General features: G+C 70.7%; 14 protein-coding genes. 1 reads left to right on the top strand and 13 read right to left on the bottom strand.

What is annotated here, in order from left to right:
• Nucleotides 1-27: 27 nt before the first annotated feature.
• From M3T53_RS04485 to M3T53_RS04470, 4 genes are all read right to left on the bottom strand, one after another.
• Nucleotides 28-489, bottom strand: a complete 462-nt coding sequence (locus tag M3T53_RS04485; protein WP_272433254.1) for a hypothetical protein — start codon at nt 487-489, stop codon at nt 28-30.
• A gap of 92 nt (nt 490-581) precedes the next feature.
• On the bottom strand, nt 582-1073 hold the full coding sequence (locus M3T53_RS04480) for a hypothetical protein (protein WP_272433253.1): 492 nt from the start codon (nt 1071-1073) through the stop codon (nt 582-584).
• A gap of 51 nt (nt 1074-1124) precedes the next feature.
• Nucleotides 1125-2258: a flavodoxin-dependent (E)-4-hydroxy-3-methylbut-2-enyl-diphosphate synthase gene (gene ispG / locus M3T53_RS04475; RefSeq protein WP_272433311.1), complete on the bottom strand. Its 1134-nt coding sequence runs from the start codon at nt 2256-2258 to the stop codon at nt 1125-1127.
• Between the two features lie 80 nt (nt 2259-2338).
• A complete protein-coding gene (locus M3T53_RS04470) occupies nt 2339-3610 on the bottom strand; it encodes an alpha-amylase family glycosyl hydrolase (RefSeq protein WP_272433252.1) in 1272 nt (423 codons plus the stop codon).
• A 102-nt stretch (nt 3611-3712) separates the two neighbouring features.
• On the opposite strand from M3T53_RS04470, the gene M3T53_RS04465 reads away from it, so the two are divergent.
• Complete coding sequence (locus tag M3T53_RS04465; protein ID WP_272433251.1) at nt 3713-4708, top strand: aldo/keto reductase; 996 nt, start codon at nt 3713-3715, stop codon at nt 4706-4708.
• 75 nt (nt 4709-4783) lie between these two features.
• Here the strand turns inward: M3T53_RS04465 and M3T53_RS04460 are convergent, their stop codons facing one another.
• The 9 genes from M3T53_RS04460 to rpsB form a co-directional block, all read right to left on the bottom strand.
• The gene (locus M3T53_RS04460) at nt 4784-6007 is read right to left on the bottom strand and encodes a M50 family metallopeptidase (protein ID WP_272433250.1); all 1224 of its coding nucleotides are present in this window, start codon (nt 6005-6007) and stop codon (nt 4784-4786) included.
• Nucleotides 6007-7236, bottom strand: coding sequence for a 1-deoxy-D-xylulose-5-phosphate reductoisomerase (dxr, locus tag M3T53_RS04455; RefSeq protein ID WP_272433249.1), 1230 nt, complete (start codon nt 7234-7236; stop codon nt 6007-6009). Before dxr ends, M3T53_RS04460 begins: the two co-directional genes overlap by 1 nt.
• 5 nt (nt 7237-7241) lie before the next feature.
• Nucleotides 7242-7793: a DivIVA domain-containing protein gene (locus M3T53_RS04450; RefSeq protein ID WP_272433248.1), complete on the bottom strand. Its 552-nt coding sequence runs from the start codon at nt 7791-7793 to the stop codon at nt 7242-7244.
• On the bottom strand, nt 7790-9031 hold the full coding sequence (gene rlmN / locus M3T53_RS04445) for a 23S rRNA (adenine(2503)-C(2))-methyltransferase RlmN (protein ID WP_272433247.1): 1242 nt from the start codon (nt 9029-9031) through the stop codon (nt 7790-7792). Before rlmN ends, M3T53_RS04450 begins: the two co-directional genes overlap by 4 nt.
• A complete protein-coding gene (locus tag M3T53_RS04440) occupies nt 9028-9924 on the bottom strand; it encodes a phosphatidate cytidylyltransferase (protein ID WP_272433246.1) in 897 nt (298 codons plus the stop codon). The genes rlmN and M3T53_RS04440 overlap by 4 nt, the downstream gene beginning before the upstream one ends.
• Nucleotides 9924-10481, bottom strand: coding sequence for a ribosome recycling factor (gene frr / locus M3T53_RS04435; RefSeq protein ID WP_272433245.1), 558 nt, complete (start codon nt 10479-10481; stop codon nt 9924-9926). Before frr ends, M3T53_RS04440 begins: the two co-directional genes overlap by 1 nt.
• 16 nt (nt 10482-10497) lie before the next feature.
• Nucleotides 10498-11214 carry a UMP kinase gene (gene pyrH / locus M3T53_RS04430; protein WP_272433244.1) on the bottom strand — a complete coding sequence of 239 codons (717 nt, stop codon included), beginning with the start codon at nt 11212-11214 and terminating at the stop codon, nt 10498-10500.
• An 88-nt stretch (nt 11215-11302) separates the two neighbouring features.
• Nucleotides 11303-12130 carry a translation elongation factor Ts gene (gene tsf / locus M3T53_RS04425; RefSeq protein WP_272433243.1) on the bottom strand — a complete coding sequence of 276 codons (828 nt, stop codon included), beginning with the start codon at nt 12128-12130 and terminating at the stop codon, nt 11303-11305.
• A gap of 26 nt (nt 12131-12156) precedes the next feature.
• Nucleotides 12157-12993, bottom strand: a complete 837-nt coding sequence (gene rpsB, locus M3T53_RS04420; protein WP_272433242.1) for a 30S ribosomal protein S2 — start codon at nt 12991-12993, stop codon at nt 12157-12159.
• Nucleotides 12994-13266: the final 273 nt, after the last annotated feature.

Below are 13266 nucleotides of genomic sequence, written 5' to 3'. Positions count from 1 at the left end.
CGCACGAACCCCGTGCCAGCCGCGCCCTCAGGCCGAGGGCGCGAGGCGGTGCAGGCGCAGGAACCGGGCGGCGGCCCGTGCGCCGAGCTCGCGGTCGACGAGCTCGGGGTGGGTCAGGTAGTGCCGCTCGGCCCTCCACCCGGGATAGCACCAGGACGGCAGGGGCCCGGCGATCGCCGTCCACAGGGCGCAGGCGGCGACGAGCCCGAAGCAGGCGACGACCAGGGAGGTCTCGACGAGGCAGTCGCGTCCCTGGACGATGCGGGCCACGAGGAGCCCGACGACCAGCCACGCGACGCCGACCAACGGGATCAGCGGCCACACGATCTGCTGGATCGCCGGGGCCGCCGCACGGGGGGATTGGGGGTAGAGGCGCTCGATGGCGATGCGACGGGTCCGAGGGGTCGGCCCCGCCCACAGCCACGCCCAGGCGCAGAGGATGCCCAGGCCGGTCAGTTCGAGCATGACGACCCCACCCCACTGGCCCATTGGCCATCCCCCCTCGGACGGACGCGACGCGCGCCCTCGTCGGCGCGCACGTCGAGCCTACCCGATCGCCCCCGGATCGACCCGACCGGCGATCAGGCCGATGCGAGGACGGCCGCGCGGATGTCGCGGAGCATGAGCATCGTCGAGACCGACTCGGCGAGCACGCCGGCCCACAGCGCCAGCCGGTCGCCCCCGCTGCGATGGCGCTCGCGCAGATGGACGAGCGTGCGGCCCGAGGTGATCGGCACGAGGGCGACGACGCACGTCCCCTGCTCGTCCTCATCCTCATCGGCGCGCGCGTTCCCGGGGGCGGGCGCGCGCATGAGGAGGTAGTCGGACTCCTCTCGGGCGATCTCCTGATCGCCCCCCTCGAAAGCGGACTCGAGGACCGCCCACACGTCCTCAACGGGGGCCGCGATCTCGATCCCCCGGTCGACGACGACGTCGGCGTCCGGGATCAGCAGATCCCCCGGCAGGGACACGGACGCCTGAGAACTGGTCAGCCCCAGGCGCCGGGGGAACCCGGAGGCGGCGACGCCGCAGGCCGCGGCGGCGGTCAGGGCGATGAGGGAACGACGGCGCATGATGCGGCTCCTTCTTCACTGAGCGTTCGGACTGCTGGCTTCACCGGGCGGTCAGACGGCCGGGGTGACCTCGACGCTGCCGGAACCGGGCTCGAGGCCCATCTCCTCGGCGAGGGCGTTCGCGTGGCGGATCAGCGTCTCGACGATCTGCTCCTCCCGGACCGTCTCGACGACCTCCCCGCGGATGAAGATCTGCCCCTTGCCGTTGCCCGAGGCGACACCGAGATCGGCCTCCCGGGCCTCCCCCGGGCCGTTGACGACGCACCCCATGACGGCCACTCGCAGGGGGACCGTCACGTCCTTGAGGCCCTCGGTGACATTCTCGGCGAGCGTCCACACGTCGACCTGGGCGCGCCCGCACGACGGGCACGAGACAATCTCCAGGGTCCGGTCGCGCAGCCCCATGAACTCCAGGAGCTTCGTGCCGACCTTAACCTCCTCGACGGGAGGGGCCGACAGGGACACCCGGATCGTGTCGCCGATGCCCTCCGCCAAAAGGACGCTGAACGCGGAGACCGACTTGATGGTCCCCTGGAAGGCCGGACCGGCCTCCGTCACCCCCAGGTGGAGGGGCCAGTCCCCCTGCTCCGACAGCATCCGATACGCCTGCACCATCGTCAGGACGTCGTGATGCTTGACGGAGATCTTGAAGTCGTGGAAGTCGTTCTCCTCGAAGAGCCCCGCCTCCCACACAGCCGACTCGACGAGGGCCTCGGGGGTGGCCCTGCCGTGCTTCTTGAGGAGCCGGGGGTCGAGGGAGCCCGCGTTGACGCCGATGCGCAGCGAGGTCCCGGCGTCGGAGGCGGCCCGGCAGATCTGCGCGACCTGGTCGTCGAATTTGCGGATGTTCCCCGGGTTGACGCGCACGGCCCCGCAGCCGGCCTCGATCGCCTGGAACACGTACTTCGGGTTGAAATGGATGTCGGCGATGACCGGGATCCGCGACTGCCTGACGATGATCGGCAGGGCCTCGGCGTCCTTATCCGTCGGGCAGGCCACCCGGATGATGTCGCAGCCGGCGGCCGTCAGCTCCGCGATCTGCTGAAGGGTCGCACCGATGTCATGGGTCTTCGTCGTCGTCATGGACTGGACCGAGACCCTCGACCCCCCGCCCACGGGAACGCTCCCGACCATGATCCGCCGGGTCTTCTTGCGAGGAAAGGGCTCTTCCCTGACGGAGGGCATGCCCAGAGCGATGTCAGTCACGGCCTCATTATCTCCCAGCCCGCGCGCCCCGTCCCCGCGGGCTGGACGACCGGCCCGCATCATTCATCACACTCGGCGCCCGAGCGGGAGTCGATGAGGACGCCGGAGCCGTCGACGAGCCGCGCCCACCCCCCGCCGTCGGTGCCGACGTCGAGGCGCGCCCGCTCGTGCTCGCGGGATCCGGCGAGCTCCCACGAGGCCATCTCGTTGGCCACCTCGAGGGCCGTCGCCGTCGCCGTCGTCAGCCACGGGAGGGAGCGGCGCACCTCGATCGTCCGCCCGTACAGGGCCCGCATCCGGGCCGCGCCATCGGCCCTGCCCAATTCGGACAGGTCGGCGGGCAGTTCGGGCCGGATCGCGTCGTCCCCGCCCGGCCTCTCCTCCTTGAGCCCTTCGAGGGCGTACTCGTCGCCGTGGTAGACCACCGGCATCCCCGGCAGCGACATGAGGACGACCGCGGCCGCCCGGGCCCCCGCCGGGCCGACGGCAGTGGCGATCCGCGTGACGTCGTGATTGGAGATGAACGTCGCCGGCAGGAAGGATTCGAGGAGGCGGGCGTGGCGGCCGATCGTCCAGTCGAGTTCGAAGAGGTTGCGGTCGGCGATCGAGTGCCACACCGCCTGGCGCAGCTCGTACTCGGTGACGGAGTCGAAGCCCGAGGCGGCGACGATCGCCGCGTAGTCCCCGTGGATCACCTCGCCGAGGACGAAGAGATCGGGGTGCGATCGGCGCACGCGGCCGATGATCTGCGACCATGCCGCCGAATCGACCGCGTAGGCCGCGTCCAAGCGGAAGGCGTCTGCCCCTCGGTCGCACCAGTAGTCCATGATCGACACGACGAGATCCCGGGTCGCCGCCGATCGGTGGTCGAGCTGGACGAGATCGTCATGCCCCTCGAACACCTCGAGATGGAGGCGCCCGTCCCAGCCGGGGCGTCTGTCGAGGAGGGCCGCGGCCGGCGCGGCCTCCCCCCGCTCCTCGTAGTCGGCGACGAGTCGATGACCGCGGGAGACGTGGTTGAAGACGCCGTCGAGCATGACCGCGATCCCCCGCCGGTGGGCCTCGTCGATGAGGTCGATGAGATCGGATTCGTCGCCCAGTCGCGGATCCACGCGGAAGTGATCGAGGGTGTCGTAGCCGTGGGAGGAGGACTCGAAGACCGGGCCGAGCTGGAGCCCGTCGCAGCCGAGCCGCTGCACCTCGTCGAGCCACCCGATGACCCGTCGCAGCCTGTGCCGCTCGGGATCGCGCGAGGCCGTGAGCGCACCGACCGCCGTCATCGGGTTCGCGTGCCACCAGATCCGCCGTCCCATGCCCTCCCCGCTGCGCATGCCGCTCCCCTCCCGCCCATCGCATTCCCCGTGCGGTGAGCAAGAGTACCCCCGCGCCCGTAGAATTGAGATGAATCCATTAATCCTGGCGAAGAGGTCATCATGGAGCAGCGAGCACTCGGCCGCACCGGAGCCCGGGCATCGGTCATCGGCGTCGGCACCTGGCAATTCGGCACCGACTGGGGCGACGTCCCCATCGAGGACGCCCACGCCCTCCTGCGCGGATGCGTCGACTCCGGCGTCACCTTCGTCGACACGGCGGACGTGTACGGCGACGGGCGCTCCGAGCGCTTCATCGGCTCCTTCGTCAACGCGCTCGACGAAGCCGAGCGCCCCTTCGTCGCCACGAAGATGGGACGTCGCGTCGAGCAACGCCCCGAGAACTACACCGAGGAGGCATTCCTGGCCTGGAACGACCGCTCCCGGGAGAACCTCGGCGTCGACACCCTCGACCTCGTTCAGCTCCACTGCCCCCCGACCGAGGTCCTCGCCGACCCGGCCACGTGGGACGCCCTCGATCGGATGGTCGACGAGGGGCGGATCCGCCACTACGGGGCCTCCGTGGAGACCTGCGAGCAGGCGCTCCTGGCCATGGAGCGCGGCGCCTCGACGATCCAGATCATCATCAACCTCTTCCGCCGCAAGCCCCTCGAAGAGGTCCTCCCCGCCGCCATCGACCGCGGAGTCGGCATCATCGTCCGCGTCCCCCTGGCCTCCGGTCTCCTGTCGGGCCGCTACACCCGCGACACGTCCTTCGCCGCCTGCGACCACCGGACGTACAACCGCGACGGCTCCGCCTTCGACATCGGCGAGACCTTCTCGGGCGTGCCCTACGAGGTCGGCGTCGACGCCGCCGCCGAGTTCACGCGCCTGTGCGCGGAATTCGGCCCCGAAGGGGCCGCTCCCGCCCAGATCGCCCTCAAGTGGATCACTCAGCTCGACGGCGTCACCACCGTCATCCCCGGCGCCCGCAACCTCGAGCAGGCCGCCGCCAACGCCGCGGCCGCCGCGCTGCCGCCCCTGTCCGATGACTTCGAGGCGGCCCTCGCCGACCTCTACGACCGGAGGATCCGCGCGCACGTCCACGACCGCTGGTGAGCAGAGCCGTCGACGGCGCCGGGCCCGGAGGATCGTCCTCCGGGCCCGGCCCGCTCCCGCGCCGCTTCCGCGGCCTTATCCCAGGCTGATCGGCTTGACGATGTCGGCGACGATCAGCAGCGCGCTCATCGCCATGAGCAGTCCGCCGACCGCCCACGTCAACGGCACCAGTCGAGCAGTGTCCGCGTGCCCCGGATCGGGCCGGCCCCGCACGCGTGCCCACGAGCGCCTCGCCGCCTCGTAGAGGGCCCCAGCGATGTGCCCGCCGTCCAGCGGCGGCAAGGGGATCAGGTTGAAGACGAACAGCGCCATGTTGAGAGAGGCCAGCAGCGACAGGAGCAGCGCCGCCCTCTGACGGGCGTCGCCCGCGCCGAGCCCCGACTCCCCCGCCGTGACCTCGCCGGCCAGGCGTCCGACCCCGACGACGGAGACCACTCCCGACGGATCCCGCGGCGCCCCGGTCGCAAGGGACTCGACGACGTCCCACACCGCCATCGGCAGGCGCACGACAACCGCCGCCGTCCCCGTGAACATCCCCCACGTCGCCCGGGCGACATCGCCGACCGAGCCGGGGGCGTAGACGCTCCTCGAGGTCACCCCGATAAGGCTCCCCCGCCCCGTGTCGACCGGGGTCACGTCGAAGGAGAGGCGCTCCCCCCGCCGGTCCACGACGAGAACGGACGGCCCGGCGCCCGACGAGGCCACGGCCTCCTGGAAGGACGCCCAATCGGCCACCGGCTCGCCGTTCCACGAGACGATCTCGTCGCCGGCCTCGACCCCGGCAGCAGCAGCCGGCCCGGGCCGCGCGGACACCTCGGCGGCGACCTCGTCGACCGTCAGCGACGCCGCCGGCACGCCGATCCCCAGGATCGTCGTCGCCGTCAGAACCACGCAGATCAGGAGGTTCATCACCGGCCCCGCCGCCATGACGACGACCTTGCGCCCGGCGGAGAGCCGATAAAAAGCCCGGTGCTCGGCGCCCGCCGGCAGCTCCTCGGCGCACGCGAGCCTCGCCTCCTCCGCCAGCGTCGGACGGCCCCCGCGGGTCGTCGTCCGCGTCCCCGGACGGGCCGGACCGTACATCCCGAGGATCCGCACGTACCCGCCCAGGAGGATCGCCCGGAGGACGTAACGGGTCCGGCCGACGCGCCGACTCGCCAGCGCCGGTCCGAACCCGACCGAGTACTCGGGCACGAGCGCGCCGAAGCGCTTCGCGGGGATCATGTGCCCCACCTCGTGCAGGCCCACCGAGACCAGCAGGCCGACGACGATGACGACGACCCCCCACAGGGCTCCCATCAGCGCCCCCTACGCGCCGCCGCCTCGGCGGCCCGCGCCCGCGCCCACTCCTGGACGTCGAGGATCGCCCCCAGATCCGGGTCGGTGACGCCCTCATGAGACTCCACCACCTCGAACAGGCAGTCGACGATCCCGAGCCAGTCGAGCCGCCCGGCGACGAAGGCCTCGACGAGGACCTCGTTCGCCGCGTTGTACACCGTCGGGTGGGTCGGCGACTCGGCGACGGCCCGGCGGGCCAGCTCGACGGCTCCGAAAGTCTCGTCGTCGACCGGCTCGAAGGTCCACGACTGCGGGGCATCCCAGCTCAACGGGTCCTCAACGCCGTCGAGGCGCTCGGGCCACGTCAACCCGAGCGCGATCGGCAGCCTCATGTCCGGCGGGGACGCCTGGAGCGTCGTCGCCCCGTCGACCCACGTGACCATCGAGTGGACGATCGACTGCGGGTGGACGGTCGTGACGATGCGCTCGGGCGCGACGTCGAAGAGGAGATGCGCCTCGATGAGCTCGAGCCCCTTGTTGACAAGGGTCGAGGAGTTGATCGTGACGACCGGGCCCATCGCCCACGTCGGGTGGGCGAGCGCCTGCTCGGGGGTCACGTCGGCCAGATCGGCCCGGGTGCGCCCTCGGAACGGGCCCCCCGACGCCGTCAGGACGAGGGCGGCGACCTCCGAGCGCCCGGTGACCACCGGCGACGTCAGGCCCTTCTCGTGGACCCCCGAGGCGAGGGCCTGGGCGATCGCCGAGTGCTCGGAGTCCACGGGGACGATCTGGCCGGGGCGGCGCAGGGCCTTGGCGACGAGGTGGCCGCCGACGACGAGCGACTCCTTATTCGCCAGTGCCAGGGTCGCGCCCGTTTCGAGGGCGGCGAGCGTCGGCTCGAGGCCGACCCCGCCGGTGATCCCGTTGAGGACGACGCCCCCCGGGGCCAGGCGCGCCGCCTCAGCGGCGGCGTCCGGGCCGACGAGGAGAGTCGGCGGGGGAAGCTGCGGGGCGAGTGCGCGGATCGCCTCGAGGAGCTCGTCCGCGACGGGGGCCGCCACGGCGACGACGGGGACGCGGTGGTCGACGCACTGACGCGCGAGGAGCCCGATGTTCCCGCCCCCCGCGGCCAGGGCCGCGACCCGCAGGCGCGTCGGATGGGAGGAGATGACGTCGAGCGCCTGGGTGCCGATCGATCCGGTGGACCCCAGGAGGACGACGTCGCGCGGCCCGGCTTCAGTGTCGCTCATCGGGCTCAGTCGACGGCCAGGAGGATCTCGATGGCGCGTCCCAGATAGGCGTCGACCGGGCCCTCCGCGTAGGCCTTCGATCCGCGGGCCGATTGGAACACGGCCTGGCGGATCTCGTCGGCGGTGATGTCCCCCCGGTCGTCGAAGTAGGCGGCGAGGCGCTCGAGGAGATCATCGACCTCGTCGATGGCGTAGCCGCGTCCCGACTGGGGATGGGCGAAGCGCTCGCCGCGGGGGCGCTGAAGACGCGGGTAGAGGGTCGTCGCCCGGTCGGCCACGCGGTCGTACCAGGCGGATTCCCCGTTGACCGCGACATGGTCGGCGCGGTCCCGCTGGACGAAGGCCGCCTCCAGGCGGTTCATCGCCGAGTCGACGGCGTCGATGCGGTAGCCGCGGCGCGTCAGGGTGAACGTCGCCTGGCGGACCTGCTCGGCGCTGAACTGCTCGGCGGGCACGCCCCCCTCGTAGGCGCGGCGTGCATCCTCGAAGAAGGCGTCGACCGAATCGGGATCGTAGCCCTTGTGGAAGAATCCCACGGTCGGGAAGGCCTCGCTCATCGTGTCTCCTGCTCCGTCTCGTCGTGTGCCGCGCGCGCGGCACGGGCCTTGCGGGAGACCGCGGTCGCGAGCTGACCGCAGGCCCCGTCGATGTCCGATCCGCGGGTATCGCGGATCGTCGTGGAAATCCCATTGTCCCTCAGCGTCGTGACGAAAACGTCCTGAGCGCGCCGAGTCGACGCCGTCCAGATCGACCCGGGGGTCGGATTGAGGGGGATCGGGTTGACGTGCGCCCATCCGTGGCCGCGGGCGTTGAGCTCGTCGGCCAGGAGCCGGGCCCTCCACTCCTGATCGTTCATGTCCCGGATCAGCGCGTACTCGATGGACACGCGCCGGCCCGTCGCGAGGAAGTAGGAGCGGGCGGCGTCGAGGAGCTCACCGACCTTCCACCGCGAGTTGATGGGGATCAGCTCGTCGCGCAGCTCGTCGTCGGGGGCGTGGAGGGACACCGCGAGGGTCACCGGCATGCCCTCGCCCGCGAGTTTGCGGATCGCCGGGACGAGGCCGACGGTGGAGACCGTGATGTTGCGCGCCGACATCCCGAAGCCCTCGGGCGCAGGGTCGATGAGTCGGCGCAAGGCCGCCACGACGACCTTGTAGTTCGCCAGGGGCTCTCCCATCCCCATGAAGACGACGTTCGAGAGCCGGGTCGGCCCGCCCTCGAGCAGCCCATCTCGGGCCGCGACCTGCGCCTCGCGCACCTGATCGATGATCTCGGCGGTCGACAGGTTCCGGGTCAGCCCCATCTGCCCGGTCGCGCAGAACGGGCAGGCCATGCCGCATCCGGCCTGCGAGGAGATGCACAGGGTCGTGCGCTCGGGGTAGCGCATGAGGACCGACTCGACGCGCGCCCCGTCGAAGAGCTCCCACAGGTGCTTGATCGTCAGCCCACGGTCGGCCCGCAGGGAGGCCACCTCGGTGACCAATCCCGGCAGGAGGTTCGAGCGGATCGTCTCGTCCATCGAGGCCGGCAGGTCGCTCATGGCCTCGGGATCGGCGGTGAAGCGCTCGAAGTAGTGACGGGAGAGCTGATCGGCGCGGAACGCCGGGAACCCCGCCTCCGTGAGGATCCGCTTGCGTCCCGCCAGGTCGAAGTCGGCCAGGTGCGCGGGGGCCTTGCCGCGCCTCTTAGCGGCGAAGGACAGGACCGGCCTGGCATCCGGGCTCGTCGCCCCCTCCGGCGCCTGGTCGGTGGGCCACACCTGCCGACCGCGCCCTCCGGCGAATTCGACGCTCATGCGCCCCCTCCCACCGCTGCCGCGACGATCATGTAGACGACGGGCGCCGACATGAGGATCGCGTCGATCCTGTCGAGGACTCCCCCGTGGCCGGGCAGCAGGCCCGACATGTCCTTGAGCCCGGCCTCGCGCTTGATGAGGGACTCCGTGAGATCCCCCATCGTCCCGACGACGGCCCCGCACACGCCCAGGAGGAGGCCCCACGCCGGGCGCCCGCCGAGCCACCACATGCCGACGACGCCGATCGCCGTCGTCGCGACGACGGAGCCGCAGAAGCCCTCCCAGGACTTCTTCGGGGAGAGCCGGGGGGCCATCGGGTGCTTGCCGAAGAGAACGCCCGCGGCCCATCCCCCGGTGTCGTTGCCGATGATCAGGAGGATGAAGACCCCCAGAACCCGTGCGTCGCCGGTCTTGGCGAGCATGAGGAGGACGAAAGAGGCGAGGAAGGGGATGTAGACGGCGGCGAAGATCGAGGCGACGACGTCGATGATCCGGGTCGAGGCCCCCGGGCTCAGCAGCCGCCAGGCGATGACGGCGAAAACCGTGAGGTACAGGGCGAAGAGCAGGGCCTCCGGGCCCAGCGTCCAGGCGCAGGTGACCATCCCGACGGCCCCCACGTACAGGGGGGCCATCGTCAGTTCGATGCCCATCCGGGCGAAGGCCCCCCCGAGCTCCCACAGCGCCGCCCAGGCCAAGGCGACGACGACGAGGACGAAAAGCGGGCGGAAGAGGAAGAGGGGGATCGCCACGGCCGATGCGAGCAGGACGCCCGTCGTGATCGCGGCCGGCAGATTGCGCCCGGCCCTGCCCGTGGAGGACAGGACCGCCCCCTCCCGGGTCGGACCGGGGTGGAGAATCCGGTCCAGCGCGCTGGAGGGGGATTCGGTCGTCATCAGATCGTCAGGAGCTCGCTCTCCTTGGCGGCCAGGAGAGCGTCGATGGAATCGGTGTGCGCCTTGGTCGCGGCCTCGAGGGCCTTCTCGGCGCGATCGACCTCGTCCTCGCCGGCCTCGCCGTCCTTCTTCAAGCGGTCGAGGGACTCCTTGGCCTTGCGGCGCACGTTGCGCACGGCGACCCGGGCGTCCTCCGCCTTGCCCTTGGCCTGCTTGACGTAGTCGCGACGGCGCTCCTCGGTCAGGGCCGGCAGGACGACCCGCACGACGTTGCCGTCGTCGGTCGGGTTGACGCCCAGGTCTGACTCGCGCAGGGTCTTGAGGATCTCCTGGGTCGCGGTGCGGTCGAAGGGCGAGATGAGGACGGTGCGGGCCTCGGGGATCTGGAAGGACGCGAGCTGCTGCATGGGCGTCGGCGACCCGTAGTAGTCCACGAGGAGCTGGTCGAACATCCCGGACGTCGCGCGCCCGGTGCGGATGTTGGCGAATTCGCCGGAGGCGGCCTCGACGGCCTTGTCCATCTTTTCCTCTGCTTCGAGGAGGATATCGTCGATCACTGGGGCTCCTATGGTTTCAGTCGTGTGCCGTGACAAGCGTACCGATTGTTCCACCGAGCAGGGCGGTCGTGACATTCCCAGGATCGGACATTCCGAAAATCCTGGTCGTCAACCCGTTGTCACGGCACAGGGCCAGGGCGGTGGCGTCGATGACCTTGAGGTCCCGCGTCAGCGCCTCGGAGTAGGTCAGCTCGTCGAAGCGCCGGGCCCGCGGATTGCGGTTCGGGTCGTCGTCGTAGACTCCGTCGACGCCGTTCTTCGCGACGAGGAGCTCATCGCAGTGGGTCTCGAGGGCGCGCTGGGCCGAGACCGTGTCGGTCGAGAAGTACGGCATTCCCGCTCCGGCGCCGAAGATGACGACGCGCCCCTTCTCGAGGTGGCGGATCGCGCGCAACGGGATGTAGGGCTCGGCGACCTGGGTCATCTGGATCGCCGACTGGACGCGCGCCGCGGCGCCGGCCTGCTCGATGAAGTCCTGAAGGGCGAGGGCGTTCATCACGGTCCCGAGCATCCCCATGTAGTCGGCGCGGGCGCGGTCCATCCCGGCCTTGGCGAGTTGGGCTCCGCGGAAGAAGTTGCCGCCGCCGACGACGATGGCGACCTCGACGCCCTGGCGAACGGCCTCGGCGATCTGCTGGGCGACGCTGCGCACCACTGCGGGGTCCAGCCCCACGGCGCCGCCGCCGAAGGCCTCTCCGGAGAGTTTGAGGAGGACGCGTCGGTTGGTGGTCATGGGGTTCCCTTCTCGGTGGTTCGTGAGGACGGTGTTATCTGAACAGCGTAATGGCCCCGCCCAATGCGGGCGGGGCCATGACGGCGGGTCAGGCTCCGACGTGGACGCGCACGAAGTCGGTGACCTTCGCGCCGGCCTCGTCGAGGACCTTGCCGACGGACTTCGAGGGGTCGCGGGCGAATGCCTGGTCGACCAGGCAGTTGTCCTTGAAGAAGGCCTCGATGCGCCCGTCGACGATCTTGCCGACGATGTGCTCGGGCTTGCCCTCTTCGAGGGTGATCTTCTCCAGGGTCGCCCGCTCCTTCTCGAGGACGTCCGCGGGAACGTGCTCGCGGTCGAGGTAGAGCGGCATGTAGGCGGCGACGTGCATCGCGATGTCGTGGGCGACGGGGGCTCCCGCGGCATCGGTGGCGACGAAGACACCAACCTGCGGGGGCAGGTCCGGGCTGGTCTGGTGCAGGTAGAGGTCGACGTTCTCGCCCTCGACGCGCACGACCCGGCCGATCTGGAGCTTCTCGCCGATGACCGCGGCCATCGAGTTGAGCTGATCCTGAACGGTGCTGTCGCCCATGGGGGCGGCCAGGAGGGTCTCGACGTCGGCGGCGCCGGAGGCGACGGCCGCAGCGAGGACCTCGGTCGCGAAGTCGATGAACTTCTGGTTCTTCGCGACGAAATCGGTCTCGGAGTTGACCTCGACGAGGACGCCCACGCCATCGGCGCTCTGGGCGGCCAGGAGGCCGGCGGAGGCCGAGCGGCCCTCGCGCTTGGACAGGGACTTGAGGCCCTTGAGGCGGATGATCTCGAGCGCCTTCTCGGCGTCTCCGTCGGCCTCGGTCAGGGCCTTCTTAACGTCCATCATGCCGGCGCCGGTCTGCTCGCGCAGCGCCTTGACGTCGGCGGCGGTGAAGTTCGCCATTACGGTGTTCCTTCCTGGAAGTGGAGTCAGTCCTGGGCGGGGGCCTCGGCGGCCGGCTGCTCGGGGGCGGCGTCGGCCTGCTCGGCGGAGTCGCCGGCCAGGAGCTCGCGCTCCCACTCGGCCAGCGGCTCGGCGGCGGCGTCGGCCTGCTCGCCCGAGGGCTTGCGGGCCTCGGAGCGGGCGAGGAGGCCGTCGGCGACGGCGTCGGCGATGACGCGGGTCAGCAGGGCGACGGCGCGGATCGCGTCGTCGTTGCCGGGGATCCGGTAGTCGACCTCGTCGGGGTCGGCGTTGGTGTCGAGGATCGCGACGATCGGGATGTTGAGCTTGCGGGCCTCGGAGACGGCCAGGTGCTCCTTCTTCGGATCGACGATCCACACGGCCGAGGGGACCTTGACCATGTCGCGGATGCCGCCGAGGGTGCGCGTGAGCTTGTCCTTCTCACGGCTCATCATCAGGAGTTCCTTCTTGGTGTGGCCGGAGGCGGCGACGTCCTCGAAGTCGATCTGCTCGAGCTCCTTCATGCGCTGGAGGCGCTTGGAGACCGTGTTGAAGTTGGTGAGCATGCCGCCGAGCCAACGGTGGTTGACGTAGGGCATGCCGACGCGCTGCGCCTGCTCGGCGACGGCCTCCTGGGCCTGCTTCTTCGTGCCGACGAAGAGGATGATCCCGCCGTGGGCGACCGTCTGCTTGACGAAGTCGTAGGCGATGTCGATATCGGCGATCGTCTGCTGCAGGTCGATGATGTAGATGCCGTTGCGCTCGGTGAGGATGAAGCGCTTCATCTTCGGGTTCCAGCGTCGGGTCTGGTGGCCGAAGTGGACGCCGGACTCCAGGAGCTGGCGCATGGTGACGACTGCCATTGCATCGTCCTTCCCCCGCTTCCGCGGGATCTTCGGGGCTCGACGCCCCGTGATATTGGGTTGACGCCCGGCCGGAAGCCCCGGTTCGGGCCCTAGTGCCATGACCGGCGCCTCCTAACTAAAGGACCGCGGCGCCGCGCCCCGCGCCCGAACCGCCGATGACGGGGGACGCGGAAATGGCACGCGAAGTCACCCGCGCGAACGGGTGCCCCAGTAGTTTAGACCACGTCGGTATCGGCTCCGATCGACGAGGATGTGACGCTCCTCTCCGCG

It is taken from the genome of Actinomyces sp. B33 (assembly GCF_028437565.1).
Classification (GTDB): Bacteria; Actinomycetota; Actinomycetes; order Actinomycetales; family Actinomycetaceae; genus Pauljensenia.
The sequence above is the reverse complement of the archived record's forward strand: the minus strand, read 5'-3'. Positions and strand labels throughout refer to the sequence as shown.